This is a genomic window from Streptomyces sp. BBFR25 (assembly GCF_044590125.1).
GTDB lineage: Bacteria > Actinomycetota > Actinomycetes > Streptomycetales > Streptomycetaceae > Streptomyces > Streptomyces canus_D.
In genome coordinates this window covers 5,261,316-5,277,070 of the sequence record NZ_CP172447.1, presented here as the reverse complement: position 1 = coordinate 5,277,070, position 15,755 = coordinate 5,261,316, and the positions used below count along the sequence as shown (strand labels likewise).

The following is a 15,755-nucleotide window of genomic DNA, read 5'->3' as shown; positions in this document are numbered from 1 at the left end:
GGCCACCGGGACGCCTGGGGCGACCCGGCAGGACACCGATGCCGCCGGAGGGGGCGCGACATGCGGGACAGTCATCGGGCGGAGGCCGAAGGGCTGCTCAGGCGGGCCGTGGAGGAGGAGGTACGGCGCTCGGGCGGACGCACGGACGGGAACGTACTGCTCTCCCGGGCCCGCGCGGCGCTCGACGCGATGGCGGGGACGGCGGGCGAGGAGTACGCGGCCTACACCCACGCCCTCGACGAGGCCGCGGCCGGACAGCTCACCTTCCGCCAGCGCTACGCCCGTGAGGGCGCCGGCACTCCCCTGCTGGTGGCCGCCGTGGCGGCGGTCGCCGCGGTGGTGGCCGACGTGGCGCTCGGCACCGGCACCGGCACCGCGGTGGGCGCGGGGGTGACGGTCGGGGTCGTCGGCGCGGCGGCGACCGTGGTCAAGGTGGTCGGGGTCCATGTGCCGGCCGCCCACCACCGCGCCGGGGCGGTCAGCCAGCCCGGCGGGCCCGAGCAGCTGCGGCTGCAGTGGCTCACCACGCTGGAGGTGCGCGGCATCCGGCCCTTCCTCGACCAGCAGCGGATGCTCGCCGCGTCCACCGGACCGGCCAAGACCGGGCCGAAGCTGCGGGGCGCGGACAAGAGCGCGGCCGCCCGGGGCCGCAGCGCCCTGGAGCAGTCGTTCGGCCAACTGCCCGAACCGGGGGGCGTGTTCGCGGGCAGACGGCAGGAGATGGCGCGGCTGCGGCAGTGGGTCCAGGCGGCCCGCGCGAGCACGGAGACCAAGCCGACGGTGGTGGTGCTGCACGGGGCGCCCGGCAGCGGCCGTACGACACTGGCGGTCCGGGCCGTCCACGAGCTGCGGGACTACTTCCGCGGGGCCTGCCTGGTCGACCTGCGCGGGGACGGGTCCGCGACGGGCGGCTCGGGGTCGGGCGGTGCCGGGTCGGGCGGCTCCGGATCGGGCGGTGCCGGATCGGGCGGTTCCGTGGAGGGCGGTGAGTCGCCGCTGAGCACCCGGGACGCCCTGCTGCACCTGCTGAACCGGCTCGGGGCGCCGCGCGAGCAGCTGCTGTTCCGGGAGCGCTCCTCCGCGGACCAGCAGGTCAAGCGGCTCAGCGAGCTGTACCACCAGCATCTGACGGGCGTCCCGGTCACCGTCGTCCTCGACGACGCCTCGGACCCGGAGCAGGTGCGCACGCTGGTGCCGGAGCGCTCGGACAGCCTGGTGCTGGTCACCGCGCGCCGACCGCTGCGGCTCCCGCCCGACCTGCCCGCGCGGGTGTACGACCTGCCCGTCGAGGAGCTGGACGCGGCGGGCGCGGAGGAGCTGCTGGGCGCCACGGCCGAGGACGCCTCGGGACCCTACGACGCCGAGTCGAGCGAGCTGATCCGGCAGCTGTGCGGCGGGCTGCCGCTGGCGCTGCGGGTCGCCGGGTCGTCGCTGGGCCCGCGCTCGCCGCGCGCGCTGGCGACCGACCTGGGCGCCTACGGGCCGGTGGAGCCGGTCGAGCGGGCGCTGTGGCTGCGCTACACCGACCAGCCGGAGCCCGCCCGGCGGCTGCTGCGCAGGCTGGCGCTCGCGGGGCGCACCTCGCTGGGCGCCGCGGCCGCCGCCGCGCTGCTGGCCACGGACGACGCGGAGGCGACCCGGCAGCTGACGGCGCTCTCACGGGCGGGCCTGATCGACCACGTCCGGGGCAGCCGCTACCGCCTGCACGACGTGGTGCGCGCCTTCGCCCGCGCCCGGCTCGCCGACGAGGAGGAGCCCGGCGAGCGGACGGCCGCGCAGGAACGGCTCATCGCCAACTACGCCGAGCTGGCCGACTCCGTACTGCGCCTGGTCGACGGCAACATGTCGACCCGCTCCAACCAGTTCGGGCAGTACGGCTTCACGTCCCTGGACGAGGCGCTGCGCTGGCTGGACGACGAGTCGAGCTTCATCACGGCGACGCTCCGGCACGCGGAGGGCGTCGACCAGGGCGCGGTACTGAACCTGCTGGGCGCGCTGTGCGACTACTGCCTGCTGCGGGGCGACCTGTACCGGCTGGGTGAGATCAGCGAGCTGGCGCAGTCCGTGGACCAGGGGCTGCTGGTGCGCTCGGTGCAGTGGCGCACCGGTATCGCGGCCCGGCAGCTGGGCGAGCTGGACAAGGCGCGCACGACGCTGGCCTCGGTGGTCGACCTGTACCGGGACGCCCACCACGACGCCGGTGCGGCGCGGGCCCTGTGCTCGCTGGGGATCACGCTGCACCACCAGGGCAACCTGACCGAAGCGGCGGCCAAGCTCCGGGAGGCCCTGGACCTGCAGGCCGCGCCGGAGCTGGCCACGGACCGGGCGTGGACGCTGCACGCGCTGGCGGCGGTGCAGCGCGACCGGGCCCGGCTGGCCGAGGCCCTGGAGCTGCTCACCGAGTCGCTGGTGCTGCACCGGGCGGGCGAGTCGGTGCACGGCCAGGCGTGGGCCCACTTCCAGCTCGGCCAGCTGCACCTGCGCATGGGTGACGTGCCGGGGGCGGAGTCGGACCTGCGCGCGGCCCTGGAGCTGTACGGCCGCACCCAGGACGCCCGCGGCGAGGCCTGGGCGCTGACCCAGCTGGCGCGGGCCCGCCTGGTGGACGGCGACGCCTCACCGGCGGTGGAGGAACTGCGGCGGGCGGCGGCCCGGCACCGCGACAACGAGGACGCCCGCGGCGAGGCCTGGACGGTGTACTACCTGGGCCAGGCGCTGGAGGAGACCGGCGACCTGGACCAGTCCGTGCGCGAGCTGGAACGCTCCCGCACGATGTTCTCCCGGATGCGGGACGTGTACGGCCTGGCCTGCGCCCGGCACCACTCGGCGCGGGTCACCCGGGACCAGCGGGCCGCCCAGACCGGTTCCCTGCGCAACTCGGGCTTCGCCCGGCAGCTCCTGGTCGACGCGCGCGCCGACTTCCAGCGCATCGGCGTCGGGCACGGGGAGGCGTGGACGTGCCTGGAGCTGGCGGTCGTGGACGCGGGCAACGCGCGCACGCCGCAGGCACTGGCCCTGTGCGACGAGGCGGCCGCCCTGTTCGCCGGGTACGGCGACCGGCGGGGCGAGGACTGGGCCCGCTTCCTGCGCTGCACGCTGCTGCCGTACGCCGCGCCCGGCGGTGTGGAGATCGGTACGGCGGTGGCGCAGGAGGAGCTGGCCCAGCTGTCCCGCGCCCGCCATCCCGCCCGCGACACCAAACTGGACGACTACGTGGACGCCTACCAGCTCCTGCTGGAGCGCGGCGTCCAGCTGGAGGCGGGCTGGCAGGCCTGGCGCCTGGGCATGGTCCCGGGCCGCCAGGCGAGGGAGGTGATGGGCGTGGCGGTCACGGCCTGAGGCCACGGCCACCCCGCCCTCGATGCGGCTGCCCGGGGTCAGCCCTGCTGTGGCTTCGCCTCAGGGCCGCCAGAGGCGTCCTGCTCGGCCGTCTCCTTGAAGTCCACCTTGCCCATGTGCCGGTTCATGGACTTCATCAGTCCCCACACCGCCAGAGCCATCACCGCGAACACGACGAAGCCGAGGACACCGGGGGTGACCTTGTCCTCGTCCAGCTCGGCGAGAGTGACGAGGTGCGTCATTGCCAGGCTTGCGCTTGCACTCATGTCAGGCATTGTCCCGGATGCCCGCGAAGAGGTCGTCCTCGGGGAGGGAGGTTTCCACGAGGGACTTCGCCAGCTCGTACTCCTCGGTGGGCCAGACCTCCTTCTGGATCTCCATCGGCACCCGGAACCAGCCCCCGTCGGGGTCGATCTGCGTGGCGTGCGCGATCAGCGCCTTGTCCCGGGTCTCGAAGAAGTCCGCGCAGGGCACGTGGGTGGTGAGGGTGCGCTCCTTGCGCTCGAACTCCGACCAGCGCTTGAGCCAGTCCTCGTAGGGCGACTCCAGGCCGCGCTCCAGCAGCGCGTTGTGCAGCGCCTCGGTGCGGGGCCGGTTGAAGCCCTGGTTGTAGTAGACCTTCAGCGGCTGGTACGCCGGTCCGTACTCGCCCTCCGGGTACTTCTCGGTGTCGGCCGCGCCCTCGAAGGCCACCATCGTGATCTTGTGGGTCATGATGTGGTCGGGGTGCGGGTAGCCGCCGTTCTCGTCGTAGGTGGTGATCACCTGGGGGCGGAAGGAACGGATCTTCCGCACCAGCTCACCGGCCGCCTTGTCGACGTCCTCCAGGGCGAAGCAGCCCTCCGGCAGCGGCGGCAGCGGGTCGCCCTCGGGCAGGCCGGAGTCGACGAAGCCGAGCCACTCCTGCCCGACGCCCAGGATCTCCCGGGCCTCGTCCATCTCCTTCTTGCGCACCTCGTGGATGTTCTCCTCGATGTACGCGTCACCCTGGAGCTTCGGGTTGAGGATGGAGCCGCGTTCCCCGCCCGTGCAGGTCACCACCAGCACGTCCACCCCCTCGGACACGTACTTCGCCATGGTGGCCGCGCCCTTGCTCGACTCGTCGTCGGGGTGGGCGTGAACGGCCATCAGTCGCAGCTGGTCAGTCAAGACTCAATCCTTGGGTCAGTCGGCGCCCGTGTGCGTCGGCGCAATCGGCGGCTTCTATAGTGACCGAATCGGGGGCGGAATAATTCCGGGGCCCGGAACCCGGACCCAGCTCCCGCGGAGAGGACGATCATGAGTACGGCGAGCACGCGTACGCCCCAGGGGCGCTACGGCCGCTCCTCGGACGAGCAGGCCGACCGCACGCTCAAGGTCGTCGGCGCCGTGCTCGGCGCCCTCCTGCTCGCCCTGATCGGCTGGTTCGGCTACCACTACGTCGGCCAGAACAAGATCAGCGGGGAGCTGATCGGCTTCGAGCTGGCCGAGGACTCGGTGCAGGTGCACCTGGAGGTCCGCAAGGACGCCGGCGTCACCGGCTACTGCACGGTGCGCTCCCAGGCCGAGGACGGCGACGAGGTGGGCCGGGCCGACTTCCGCTTCGACGGGGACGACACCCGCATCGACAAGGTCGTCACCCTGCGCACCAAGGCCGCGGGGACGACGGCGGAGCTGCTCGGCTGTCATCCGGAGTGATCCGGCGGGGCCCAATGGCCCCAATACCTGCCGTCTGACCTGCGGTGACATGGATCTGGCGGCTTATGTCCTCCCCCTTTGGCCACTGAATTGTTAGGCTCGTGGTTTCGCCCTTCCGTGAAGGAACATCCTTCTGGGTAGGGCGTTGATTTGTATTCCCAGTACCAACGAGGAGCACCCGTGACCCAGACCAGCGAGAACGTCACCTGGCTGACCCAGGAGGCGTACAACAAGCTCAAGGAGGAGCTTGAATACCTTACTGGTCCTGCGCGCACCGAGATCTCTGCCAAGATCGCCGCGGCTCGCGAGGAGGGGGACCTGCGTGAGAACGGCGGGTACCACGCGGCGAAGGAGGAGCAGGGCAAGCAGGAGCTCCGCGTGCGCCAGCTGACCCAGCTGCTCGAGAGCGCCAAGGTGGGTGAGGCCCCGGCCGCCGACGGCGTGGTGGCGCCCGGCATGGTCGTCACGATCGCCTTCGACGGTGACGAGGACGACACGCTGACCTTCCTGCTCGCCTCGCGCGAGTACGCCAGCTCGGACATCGAGACGTACTCTCCGCAGTCCCCGCTGGGATCGGGCGTCACCGGCCACAAGGTCGGCGAGGACGCGCAGTACGAGCTGCCCAACGGCAAGCCGGCCTCGGTGAAGATCCTCAAGGCCGAGCCGTACAACGGCTGACCCGCTCCGCCGACCGGCCGCAGCCGGCCGTCCGACGCAGCCGAGCCCCCGGTGTCCCCGTGACGCCGGGGGCTCGTCGTCGTCCTGCCACCTTGCCGACTGGTCGTCCTCGTCGTCGGTCGGCCACCGGGGACCCTTGGGCAGCGTCGGCGTCCGGAAGACAAGTGAGGGCTGGGCTGTAAATCCGGCCCCACCCCGGGAAGGGGAATCCGCGATGGGGCCGGTGATCAGTCGCGCCCGGACCTCAGTTCTTCGCGCACGGCGCGAACGGCCCGGATCGCAGTGATCATCTTTTGGGTAAGAGTCGGGATCTGGTCGAAGATGCGCCCCACCAAGGTGGAACCCACCACAACACCCATCACCCCGGCCGCCACCCAGCCCGACAGCTCCATGTAGCTCCTTCCGATCGAGTCCCGGAGAAGGCCCCCGGCGGGTCCGCTCCCCTTTCACGGATCTGCCGGGCGTCGCCTTCTCAGGCCGGGTCTCTCTTTGGAACTACGTGTCGTTTCAGGCGGGTTGGAGTCTACCGCCGCGCCCGTGCCGTGTCCCCGCATCGCCTCGGCCGACCGCCCCGCTCTCCTCGCGCACCGCCGGCGTCCGGAAGACCGCGATGATCAGGACGGACCAGACGTCCGGGGTGGTGACGACCTTGGTCGTCGCCGTCGGCTCCTGCCGTCTCGTCGTCAGATGGACGCCGAGCGGTACTTGCGCACCGCCAGCGTCCGGAAGACCGCGATGATCAGGACGGACCAGATCACCGAGGCCCAGACCGGATGCTGCATGGGCCAGGCGTCCGACTGCACCACGCCGGGGTTGCCGAACAGCTCGCGGCAGGCCTGCACCGTGGCGCTGAACGGGTTCCACTCGGCGATGTGCCGGAGCCAGGGCGTCATCTGGCTGGAGTCCACGAAGGCGTTGGAGACGAAGGTCACCGGGAAGAGCCAGATGATCCCTCCCGAGGTCGCCGCCTCCGGGGTGCGCACGGACAGACCGATCAGTGCCCCGATCCAGGTGAAGGCGTATCCCAGGAGCAGCAGCAGCGCGAATCCGGCCAGGACCTCGCCGGCGCTGGTGGGGTCGGCGGACCCGGTGCGCCAGCCCACGATCAGCGCGACGATCGCGAGGACGAGCAGGGTGATGGCCGTCTGCACGAGGTCGGCGACGGTGCGGCCGGTGAGGACCGCGCCCCGGGCCATCGGCAGTGAGCGGAAGCGGTCGACGAGCCCCTTCTGCATGTCGTCGGCGATGCCGGCCGCCGATCCCGCGGTGGCGAAGGTGACGGTCTGGGCGAAGATGCCCGCCATCAGGAAGTCCTTGTAGACGCCCGCGTCGGTGGTGTTGCCGATCTTCATCGAGCCACCGAAGACGTACGTGAAGAGGACCACGAACATCACCGGCTGGATGATCCCGAACAGGACCATCTCCGGAATCCGGGTCATCCGGATGAGGTTTCTGCGGGCGATGACCAGCGAGTCGCGGATGGACTGGCCGACGGGGTTGCCGGGCGCCGTGACCGGCGCGGCATCGGTGGCGGCGCTCACTTGGCGGCCTCCTTCTCCTGCTCGTGGCCGGCGTCGTCCGCCGGGCCGTTCGCCTCGTCCTTCGCCTCGGCCACATGGCCGGTGAGGGAGAGGAAGACGTCGTCGAGGGTCGGGCGGCGCAGGCCGATGTCGTCGATCTCGATGCCGCGCACGTCGAGCTCGCGGATGACCTCGGCGAGCAGCTTCGCGCCGCCGGTGACGGGGACGGTCAGCTTGCGGGTGTGCTCCTCGACGGTGGTCGATCCCTTGCCGAATCCGGCGAGCACCTCGGAGGCTTCCCCTATGCGGTCGCGCTCGTGGACGACGACCTCGACGCGCTCTCCCCCGGTGCGGGCCTTGAGCTGGTCGGAGGTGCCGCGGGCGATGACGCGGCCGTGGTCGACGACCGCGATGTCGTGCGCGAGGTGGTCGGCCTCCTCCAGGTACTGCGTGGTCAGCAGCAGGGTCGTACCACCGGCGACCAGCTGTTTGATGACCTCCCACAGCTCCTGGCGGTTGCGGGGGTCGAGGCCGGTCGTGGGTTCGTCCATGAACATGACGGGCGGGGAGACCACCAGGGCCGCCGCCAGGTCGAGCCGTCGGCGCATGCCTCCGGAGTAGGTCTTGGTGGGGCGGTCGGCGGCGTCCGAGAGGTGGAACTGCTCGAGCAGCTCGGTGGCGCGGGCCTTCGCGGCCTTGCCCCGCATCTGGTAGAGCTGCCCGACCATCTGCAGGTTCTCCCGGCCGGTCAGGTATTCGTCGACCGCGGCGAACTGGCCGGAGAGGCCGATGGAACGGCGTACCTCGTTGGGCTGCCTGAGGACGTCGATGCCCGCGACGACCGCCTTGCCGCTGTCGGGGCGGAGCAGGGTCGTGAGACAGCGGACGGCGGTGGTCTTGCCCGCGCCGTTCGGCCCGAGCAGGCCCAGGACCGTGCCCTCGGGAACGTCGAGGTCGACGCCGTCCAGAGCCCTTACGTCACCGAAGGTCTTCACCAGACCTTCGGCATAGATGGCGCCTGGCATATGAGTCTCCACGTCGTCGGGGATTCTTCGGGAAGCCTAGGTTTGTACGTTTCGCCGCGCTCAGCGAGCGATTTACGACACACCATAACGCGATGTATCGCGTCTCACAATGCAGTTTCTCGAACGAGTGACGAAGTGGCTGCGCGCTCCTGCTCAGGGGCCCCCGGCGGCTCAGGCGATGACGGTGTATCCCGCTTCCCGCAGCGCGCGGCCGACCTCGGTGCAGTGCTCCGGGCCCTTCGTCTCCAGGTGCAGTTCGACCTCCGCCTCCGTGAGCCCGAGCCGCGGATGGGTTCGGACGTGGCTCACATCGAGGACGTTAGCGTCGACCACTGACAACACCCCGAGAAGCGTGGCCAGCGCCCCGGGCCGGTCCGTCAGCCGCAGCCGGACCGCCAGGTAGCGGCCCTGCGCGGCCATGCCGTGCCGCAGCACGCCCTGCATCAGCACCGGGTCCACGTTGCCGCCGGACAGGACCGCCACGACCGGCCCCTCGAAGGCGTCCGGCGCGCTCAGCAGCGCCGCCACCGGGCTCGCCCCGGCCGGTTCCACGACCAGCTTGGCCCGCTCCAGACACAGCAGCAGCGCGGTCGACAGCTCGTCCTCGGAGACCGTGCGGACCTCGTCCACCAGCTCGCCGACGATCCCGAACGGCACGTCGCCGGGCCGCCCCACCTTGATCCCGTCGGCCATCGTCGTCGGGTTCTCTACGGCGACCGGGCGCCCCGCGGCCAGCGAGGGCGGGTAGGCGGCCGCGCCCTGCGCCTGCACGCCGACGATCCGCACGTCCGGCCGCAGCGCCTTCACCGCCACCGCGATCCCGGCCGCCAGCCCGCCCCCGCCGATACCGACGACGACGGTGCGCACCTCGGGGCACTGCTCCAGGATCTCCAGCCCGACCGTGCCCTGGCCCGCGATGACGTCGGGATGGTCGAAGGGGTGGATGAAGACCGCGCCGGTCCGCTCCGCGTACTCCTGCGCGGCGGCCAGCGTCTCGTCCACCACCTGGCCGTGCAGCCGCACCTCGGCGCCGTAGTCCCGGGTCGCGCTGATCTTCGGCAGCGGCGCGCCCTGCGGCATGAACACCGTCGAGCGCACACCGAGCAGCGACGACGCCAGCGCGACGCCCTGCGCGTGGTTGCCCGCGCTCGCCGCGACCACACCCGCGGCCCGCTGCTCGGGCAGCAGCCCGGAGATCCGCACGTAGGCCCCGCGCAGCTTGAACGAGCCCGTCCGCTGGAGGTTCTCGCACTTGAAGTGCACCGGAGAGCCGACCAGCTGGGACAGGTGCCTGCTGCCCTCCATCGCCGTCACCCGCGCCACGCCCGAGAGCATCTTCTGGGCTCCGCGCACGTCGTCGAGGGTGACGGGAGCGACCAGGCGCGTTGTGCTGTAGCTCATACCCTCCAGCATCGCAGTTCCCGGACGTCCCGCACCGTTGTGACCAACCTCCGAGACCCGCTTTGCCCAGCGCCGGTACGCCTTGGCGCCCGGCCGCGTACCCTGTCCCCCAATTAGCAGCCCTCCACGAAGTGAGCCCCCGGCCATGCCCACAACACCTGAAATGTCGATGGACATGACGACCGCCGGTGACACCGGTCTTCTCGAGACGCTCCAGCACGAGGTCGCGCTCTTCGCCCGACGCGCCGAACAGACCCGGCTCGGCGGGGTCGGACAGGTGCGCAACTCCATGGACCGCGCCGCGTACCTGCTGCTCAACCGCCTCGACAAAGAGGGCCCGATGGGCGTGAAGGCGCTCGCCGCGAGCATGGGGATCGACTCCTCGACGGTCACCCGGCAGGTGGCCCCGCTCGTCGACACCGGACTCGTCAAGCGGACCTCGCACCCCGACGACGGACGCGCGGTGGTCCTGCAGCTGTCGCCGCGCGGCGCGGCGCGGCTGGAGGAGGTCCGCTCCTCCCGGCGTCAGCTCATGGCCGAACTGACCCACGACTGGGCGCCGCAGGAGCGTGAGACGTTCTGCGCGCTCCTCGCGCGCTTCAACGGCGCCCTGTCCGCCCGTATGGCCCCGTCCGGCGTGGCGTCCACCGACACGCCGTCGGGCTCCTGAGCTAGGTCTCACCCGCCGTTCGACGGCTTTCCACAGCTTTCGGAGCGAGGTTCGCACCGAACCCTTGACCGGCGGGCCGCCCCTGGCCTGATATGAGACCTCAGGGGTCGTCGCCGGCTGGGCGGGAGGCGCGATGCGAGAACGGCATGCGTCCCGGAACGCCCGCCGGGCCCGCGAGTTCGAGGCGTTCGTCGCGGGCGCGGCAGGGCGGCTCCTGCACGCCGCGACCCTGCTCACCGCCGAGGCCCCGGACGCCAACCCGCGCGCGCGGCGCCTGCTGGCCCTGAGCCTGGCCCACACGTACGCGTCCTGGGACCGGCTGCACGGGGAGGACCCGTACGATCGCGCCCGCCAGTACCTGGCCACGCGTTTCGCCCGCGAGGCCTGGCACCGGTACGGCGCTCTCGGCCGGGCCCGCCGGCGGCCCGTGGGCCCCTTGGGCCCGCTCGCCCCGCAGGAACGCCTGGTCCTGGTGCTCAGGCTGTACGAGGGCGTCGCCGAGGAACAGACGGCCGCGCTGCTGGGCCTGCCCGTGGAACGGGTACGGACGGTTTGCGACCGCGCGACGGCCGCCCTGCTGCGTCCGCCGCCCGCACCGGCCCGGCCGGTGGCGTCGAAGGCGAAGGCGGCGACGCCGTGACCGGCCCGGCCCGCGCCCGGAGCCGCCGTACGGCGGCCCGCGCGGCGACCGGCAGGACGACGGACACGCGCGCGTGGAGGACCGGGAGATGCCGGTGAACCGTCCTCGCCGCGAGGCCGCCGCGCGGCAGATCATGGAGCAGTCGCCACCGCGCGTACCGCCCGACCTCTGTGCGGAGGCCGTCCGCCGGGGCGGCCGCATGCTGCGCCGCAGGACCGCCGTCCGCCGCCTGCTGTGGCTGCTGCTGGGCGCCGCGGCCGTGGCGTTCACGGTGTGGGCGCTGACCGTCCAGCCGTGGGTGGAGCCGCCCTCGGAGACGACCCCACCCGTGACCGGCTGGGAGGGCTGGTGAGCCCGCGCCGCTAGTCGCCGCTAGCCCAGCGCCTGCTGGAGGTCGGCCAGCAGGTCGTCGGCGTTCTCGATGCCGACCGACAGCCGCACCAGGTCGGCGGGCACCTCCAGGGCGGAGCCCGCCGCGGAGGCGTGGGTCATCCGGCCCGGGTGCTCGATCAGCGACTCGACGCCGCCCAGGGACTCGCCGAGCGTGAACACCTTCGCGCGGTCGCACACCTCGACGGCGGCCTGCTCGCCGCCCTCGACGCGGAAGGACACCATGCCGCCGAACGCCTTCATCTGCTTGGCGGCGACCTCGTGCCCCGGGTGCTCGGGCAGCCCCGGGTACAGCACGCTCGTCACGCGCGCGTGCCGGGAGAGCATGTCGGCGACCTTGACCGCGTTCTCGCTGTGCCGGTCCATGCGCACCGCGAGGGTCTTGGTGCCGCGCAGCACCAACCAGGAGTCGAAGGGCCCGGCGACCGCGCCCATCGCGTTCTGGTGGAACGCCAGCTCCTCGCCCAGCTCCTGGTCGCCCACGATCAGCGCGCCGCCGACCACGTCGGAGTGCCCGCCCATGTACTTGGTCAGCGAGTGCACGACGACGTCGGCGCCGAGCGCCAGCGGCTGCTGGAGGTACGGGGTGGCGAAGGTGTTGTCGACGACGAGCCGGGCGCCGGCGTCCCGGGCGACCTGGGCGACGGCGGCGATGTCGGTGATGCCGAGCAGCGGGTTGGAGGGCGTCTCCACCCATACCGCCTTGGTCTTCGGGGTGAGGGCGGCCCGCACCGCGGCGGGGTCGCTCGTGTCGGCCACGGACCACTCGACGCCCCACCGGGTGGCGACCTTGGCGAAGAGGCGGAAGGTGCCGCCGTACGCGTCGTTCGGGATCACCACGTGGTCGCCGGGACGCAGCAGCGTACGCAACAGGCAGTCCTCGGCCGCCAGTCCGGACGCGAACGCGAGACCTCGCCTGCCGCCCTCCAGGGCGGCGAGGTTCTCCTCCAGGGCCGTGCGGGTCGGGTTGGCGCTGCGGCTGTACTCGTAGCCGCCGCGCAGCCCGCCGACGCCGTCCTGCTTGTAGGTCGACACCTGATAGATCGGCGGGACGACCGCGCCCGTCAGGGGATCGGCGGTGTTGCCCGCGTGGATCGCGAGCGTCTCGAAGTGCTGACTGATGTGCCTGTCGCTCATGGGCACCGAGGGTAGCCGTGCGGAACGCTTCGCGGGTTTTCCACAGGGCGGTGGGCAGGTTGGCCAATTGTCGGCGGCGTCTGGTTCGCTTGAGACATGGAGATTCTCTGGGTCCTGATGGCACTGGTCATGCTCGGCTTCGTGCTGCTCCAACTCACGCGGCGCCGGCGCGGCGCGGTCGGTCTGGTCGAGCCCGGCCACCCGGACGCCGCCGACCCCGCGAACTACGGCTTCGCCCGCGAGGAGGAGCTGGACATCCGCATGCCGGGTCCGGACGAGGACCTGCTGGACGTCCTGGACCTGGTGCAGCGCACCCAGGACTACCGGGGGGCGCAGCAGCTCCTCGCCGGTACGGAGGCGAAGGGCGAGCGGCGCTGGCAGCGGGTGCAGGCCTTCGCGGGCGCCGCGTCGCTGGAGCTGCGGCAGCGGCCCGGCGGTGTCGGGGAGACGCCGGGCGGGCAGTGGCTGCGGGTGTGGCGGGCGGAGGCGCCCAAGGACGCGGGGGGCGCGGCGGTGCACGCCGAGTTCCTGGTGCAGCAGGCGTGGCGCACGGCGACGCCGGGCTCGAACGACTTCCGGATCATCATGGAGGAGGCGAAGGCGGCCTGCGGCGAGGCGGCCCTCCTGGCGCCCGGGGACCCGGTCCCCTACATCATCGAGCTGTCGGTGGCCCGTGGCCTCGGGTACTCGCGCGAGGAGTTCGAGCAGCTCTGGCTGAAGATCCTGGACCGCGCTCCGAACCACATGGGCGCGCACCTGTCCGCCCTGCAGTACTGGTGCGAGAAGTGGCACGGCTCGCGCGAGCTGGCCTACTCCTTCGCGGAGGCCGCGGCCGCCCGCGCCCCGCGGGGCTCGTTGCTGGCGGCGATGCCGCTCTTCGCGGTCTTCGAGCACCTGCCCGAGGTCAACCTGGTCAGCGGCTTCTACCAGAGCGAGGTCGTCACCAAGGCCGTCCACGGCGCGCTGCACGCGGTCCACTCGGCCCACCGGGACGACCCGACGCAGGCGCACGTCCGGCACCTGCTGGTCTTCTTCCTGGTCCGTGGCGAACGCTGGGCCGAGGCGATGAACCAGCTGATGGTCATAGACGGCCACGTCGGCGCGCTGCCCTGGACCCTGTCGAGCGACCCGGCGGCGGAGTTCGCGGTCTACCGCGCGCTCGCGGTGGCGGGGTACGAGGCCAACGGCGGCAGCCCGGCGACGCTGCCGCACTGAGCGCCGCCCCACGACGAACGGTCCGGCCGCACATCCGGCCGGACCGCTTCTCGGTAAACCCTCAGCCCTCGCTGCGGGCGGGCAGCCGCCATCCCGGGCGCGGGAAGTGGCACGTGTACCCGTCCGGGTAACGCTGCAGGTAGTCCTGGTGCTCGGGCTCGGCCTCCCAGAAGGGACCGACCGGCTCCACCTCGGTGACGACCTTGCCGGGCCACAGTCCGGAGGCGTCCACGTCCGCGATCGTGTCCTCGGCGATCCGCTTCTGCTCGTCGTCCACGTAGTAGATCGCCGAGCGGTAGCTGAGTCCGATGTCGTTGCCCTGGCGGTTCTTGGTGCTCGGGTCGTGGATCTGGAAGAAGAACTCCAGGATCGCGCGGTAGTCGGTCACCTCGGGGTCGAAGAGGATCTCGATGGCCTCCGCGTGCGTGCCGTGGTCGCGGTACGTCGCGTTCGGCACGTCACCCCCGGTGTATCCGACCCGGGTCGCGGTCACGCCCGGGAGCCGACGGATCAGCTCCTCCATCCCCCAGAAGCATCCGCCCGCCAGCACGGCCCTCTGTGTCTGCGCAGCCATCGCGGCCCTCCAAAAAATCTCTCGGCTCGATCGTCCGGGCCACTCGGCCCGCACGTCACCGGCCGTCATGCCCACCTTGCGTCCAACACACGAGGCTCTCCAACGATTCCACGGCCAGGCACCACGCCGACAGGGGCGTCCGGCGTTCCCGGCGAAAACCGGTGGCCGGCCCGTGGCGCCCGGCGCCACGCTGTACGCCATGCAGCAGCCCCGGCACGAGATCAGAGCGGCCCACACGGAGTCCACTGTCACCGTCTACCAGGCCTACTCCCCGCGGATCGGTGTCCCCGCCGCCCGTGAGGGGCGTTTTCCGGCCGCCTGGAAGCGGGACAGGATGACGTGGATCAAGCCGTCGTTCCTGTGGATGATGTACCGCTGCGGATGGGCCGCCAAGGAGGGCCAGGAGACCGTCCTGGCGGTCGAGATCAGCCGCGAGGGCTTCGAGTGGGCCCTGCGCAACGCGTGCCTGTCCAGCTACCAACCCGGCGTGCACCCCGACCGGGCCGCCTGGCAGCGTCAGCTGAAGCGCTCGCCCACCCGCGTCCAGTGGGACCCCGAACGCGACCTGCGCCTCCAGCCCCTGCCCCACCGCTCCCTGCAACTCGGCCTCTCCGGCGAGGCCGCACGCCGGTACGCCGACGAGTGGACGGTCGCCATCCGCGACCTGACCCCTCTCGCCCACGAGATCCACACCCTCGTACGGGAGGGCACCCTCGACGCGGCCCGAGCCCTGCTGCCCCGGGAACAGCCGTATCCCACCGCGGGAGAACTACTGAGCAGCCTGCGCCCGTGATGGACCACTCCCCCGGCGCTCTCGCCGCCCTGTGGCGGGCCCGGCGCCCGGCGGGACCGCCCGTCTCGCACACGTTCCGCGACACGTACGCCGACCGTTGGATCCGCTTCCACAGCCTCCCCGGCTCGAAGCGGTATCCGGAGTCCGAAGCCGAGTACTCGGTCGCGCTGCACCGGTACAACACGGTGCTCGACGAGTTGTTCGCGAACCGCGACGTGTACGTCGTGACCTCGGACTGGTCCGGTACGCCCGACGGACCGGCCGCTTTCCCGACGCCACGGCGGGAGCTCCACCCCACCGGCGTCCACTGGTGGACCGAGTCGGACGAGGACGACCCCGACCCCGCCTTTCACACCCACACACGCTTCTACGCGGACCGGCGGCCCTGGCGGCACGGCTGCGTCGATGCCCTGCTGCGCGCGGTGGCCGACGAGGCGCTCGTCGAGGTGTTCGTCGAGGTGTTCGTCACGGACACGGAACTCCGCCGCATCCACTCCCCTTACGACGGCGGTGCGGACGTCCTTCTCGCCACGCCCGGCGAGCGCGACCGGCTTCGCGACCGTCACGTGGACTGGCTGTCCGGCCGGCCTTCCGGGCTGTGAAGGAAGCACTGCTCGCGGCACCCCTGGTGCCTGCCCCCGAGCCCGGTGCGCCCGCCCCCTTCGGCCAAGACCTGGTCATGGTCGTCTGCGGGCA

The 15,755-nt window shown here is 72.0% G+C and carries 17 protein-coding genes; 9 read left to right on the top strand and 8 right to left on the bottom strand.

All coding sequences use genetic code 11. The features are described 5' to 3' along the window. The first annotated feature begins 60 nt into the window (after positions 1-60). Positions 61-3,339 (top strand): tetratricopeptide repeat protein, encoded by a 3,279-nt coding sequence (locus tag ACGH52_RS24260; RefSeq protein WP_399942267.1) that lies wholly within the window; start codon positions 61-63, stop codon positions 3,337-3,339. 38 nt (positions 3,340-3,377) lie between these two features. Here ACGH52_RS24260 and ACGH52_RS24255 read toward each other — a convergent pair whose 3' ends face one another. Then, the gene (locus ACGH52_RS24255; protein ID WP_171987364.1) at positions 3,378-3,614 is read right to left on the bottom strand and encodes a hypothetical protein; all 237 of its coding nucleotides are present in this window, start codon (positions 3,612-3,614) and stop codon (positions 3,378-3,380) included. Continuing rightward, complete coding sequence (gene mca / locus ACGH52_RS24250) at positions 3,607-4,488, bottom strand: mycothiol conjugate amidase Mca (RefSeq protein ID WP_076976004.1); 882 nt, start codon at positions 4,486-4,488, stop codon at positions 3,607-3,609. Before mca ends, ACGH52_RS24255 begins: the two co-directional genes overlap by 8 nt. Before the next feature lie 129 nt (positions 4,489-4,617). Here mca and ACGH52_RS24245 point away from each other — a divergent pair, with 129 nt between their 5' ends. Together ACGH52_RS24245 and greA are read left to right on the top strand one after the other, a co-directional pair. Continuing rightward, positions 4,618-5,016 carry a DUF4307 domain-containing protein gene (locus ACGH52_RS24245; RefSeq protein WP_076976003.1) on the top strand — a complete coding sequence of 133 codons (399 nt, stop codon included), beginning with the start codon at positions 4,618-4,620 and terminating at the stop codon, positions 5,014-5,016. A 180-nt stretch (positions 5,017-5,196) separates the two neighbouring features. Continuing rightward, on the top strand, positions 5,197-5,694 hold the full coding sequence (gene greA, locus ACGH52_RS24240) for a transcription elongation factor GreA (protein ID WP_059301015.1): 498 nt from the start codon (positions 5,197-5,199) through the stop codon (positions 5,692-5,694). A 227-nt stretch (positions 5,695-5,921) separates the two neighbouring features. Here the strand turns inward: greA and ACGH52_RS24235 are convergent, their stop codons facing one another. The 4 genes from ACGH52_RS24235 to ilvA form a co-directional block, all read right to left on the bottom strand. Further along, positions 5,922-6,086 carry a hypothetical protein gene (locus tag ACGH52_RS24235; protein ID WP_160314860.1) on the bottom strand — a complete coding sequence of 55 codons (165 nt, stop codon included), beginning with the start codon at positions 6,084-6,086 and terminating at the stop codon, positions 5,922-5,924. Between the two features lie 291 nt (positions 6,087-6,377). After that, on the bottom strand, positions 6,378-7,235 hold the full coding sequence (locus ACGH52_RS24230) for an ABC transporter permease (RefSeq protein ID WP_076976002.1): 858 nt from the start codon (positions 7,233-7,235) through the stop codon (positions 6,378-6,380). Beyond that, the gene (locus tag ACGH52_RS24225) at positions 7,232-8,239 is read right to left on the bottom strand and encodes an ATP-binding cassette domain-containing protein (protein ID WP_076976001.1); all 1,008 of its coding nucleotides are present in this window, start codon (positions 8,237-8,239) and stop codon (positions 7,232-7,234) included. The genes ACGH52_RS24230 and ACGH52_RS24225 overlap by 4 nt, the downstream gene beginning before the upstream one ends. A 171-nt stretch (positions 8,240-8,410) precedes the next feature. Then, positions 8,411-9,640 (bottom strand): threonine ammonia-lyase, encoded by a 1,230-nt coding sequence (gene ilvA, locus ACGH52_RS24220; RefSeq protein ID WP_076976281.1) that lies wholly within the window; start codon positions 9,638-9,640, stop codon positions 8,411-8,413. A 163-nt stretch (positions 9,641-9,803) separates the two neighbouring features. Between ilvA and ACGH52_RS24215 the strand changes: the two genes are divergently transcribed. The 3 genes from ACGH52_RS24215 (at position 9,804) to ACGH52_RS24205 (ending at position 11,302) form a co-directional block, all read left to right on the top strand. Beyond that, entirely contained in the window at positions 9,804-10,310 is a 507-nt protein-coding gene (locus ACGH52_RS24215; protein ID WP_171987398.1) for a MarR family winged helix-turn-helix transcriptional regulator, read from the top strand. Positions 10,311-10,443: 133 nt separating this feature from the next. Beyond that, positions 10,444-10,950, top strand: a complete 507-nt coding sequence (locus ACGH52_RS24210) for a sigma factor-like helix-turn-helix DNA-binding protein (RefSeq protein ID WP_121704355.1) — start codon at positions 10,444-10,446, stop codon at positions 10,948-10,950. 94 nt (positions 10,951-11,044) lie between these two features. Continuing rightward, complete coding sequence (locus tag ACGH52_RS24205) at positions 11,045-11,302, top strand: hypothetical protein (protein WP_121704387.1); 258 nt, start codon at positions 11,045-11,047, stop codon at positions 11,300-11,302. Between the two features lie 20 nt (positions 11,303-11,322). Here ACGH52_RS24205 and ACGH52_RS24200 read toward each other — a convergent pair whose 3' ends face one another. Next, positions 11,323-12,477 (bottom strand): cystathionine gamma-synthase, encoded by a 1,155-nt coding sequence (locus ACGH52_RS24200; RefSeq protein ID WP_121704354.1) that lies wholly within the window; start codon positions 12,475-12,477, stop codon positions 11,323-11,325. A 96-nt stretch (positions 12,478-12,573) separates the two neighbouring features. On the opposite strand from ACGH52_RS24200, the gene ACGH52_RS24195 reads away from it, so the two are divergent. Next, a complete protein-coding gene (locus ACGH52_RS24195) occupies positions 12,574-13,692 on the top strand; it encodes a hypothetical protein (protein WP_399942257.1) in 1,119 nt (372 codons plus the stop codon). A 61-nt stretch (positions 13,693-13,753) separates the two neighbouring features. On the opposite strand, the gene msrA is transcribed toward ACGH52_RS24195, so the two are convergent. Then, positions 13,754-14,266, bottom strand: coding sequence for a peptide-methionine (S)-S-oxide reductase MsrA (gene msrA / locus ACGH52_RS24190; protein WP_059301021.1), 513 nt, complete (start codon positions 14,264-14,266; stop codon positions 13,754-13,756). A 199-nt stretch (positions 14,267-14,465) separates the two neighbouring features. On the opposite strand from msrA, the gene ACGH52_RS24185 reads away from it, so the two are divergent. After that, positions 14,466-15,059: a DUF4291 domain-containing protein gene (locus ACGH52_RS24185; protein ID WP_399942254.1), complete on the top strand. Its 594-nt coding sequence runs from the start codon at positions 14,466-14,468 to the stop codon at positions 15,057-15,059. Then, positions 15,059-15,661 (top strand): hypothetical protein, encoded by a 603-nt coding sequence (locus tag ACGH52_RS24180; protein ID WP_399946870.1) that lies wholly within the window; start codon positions 15,059-15,061, stop codon positions 15,659-15,661. Before ACGH52_RS24185 ends, ACGH52_RS24180 begins: the two co-directional genes overlap by 1 nt. Positions 15,662-15,755: the final 94 nt, after the last annotated feature.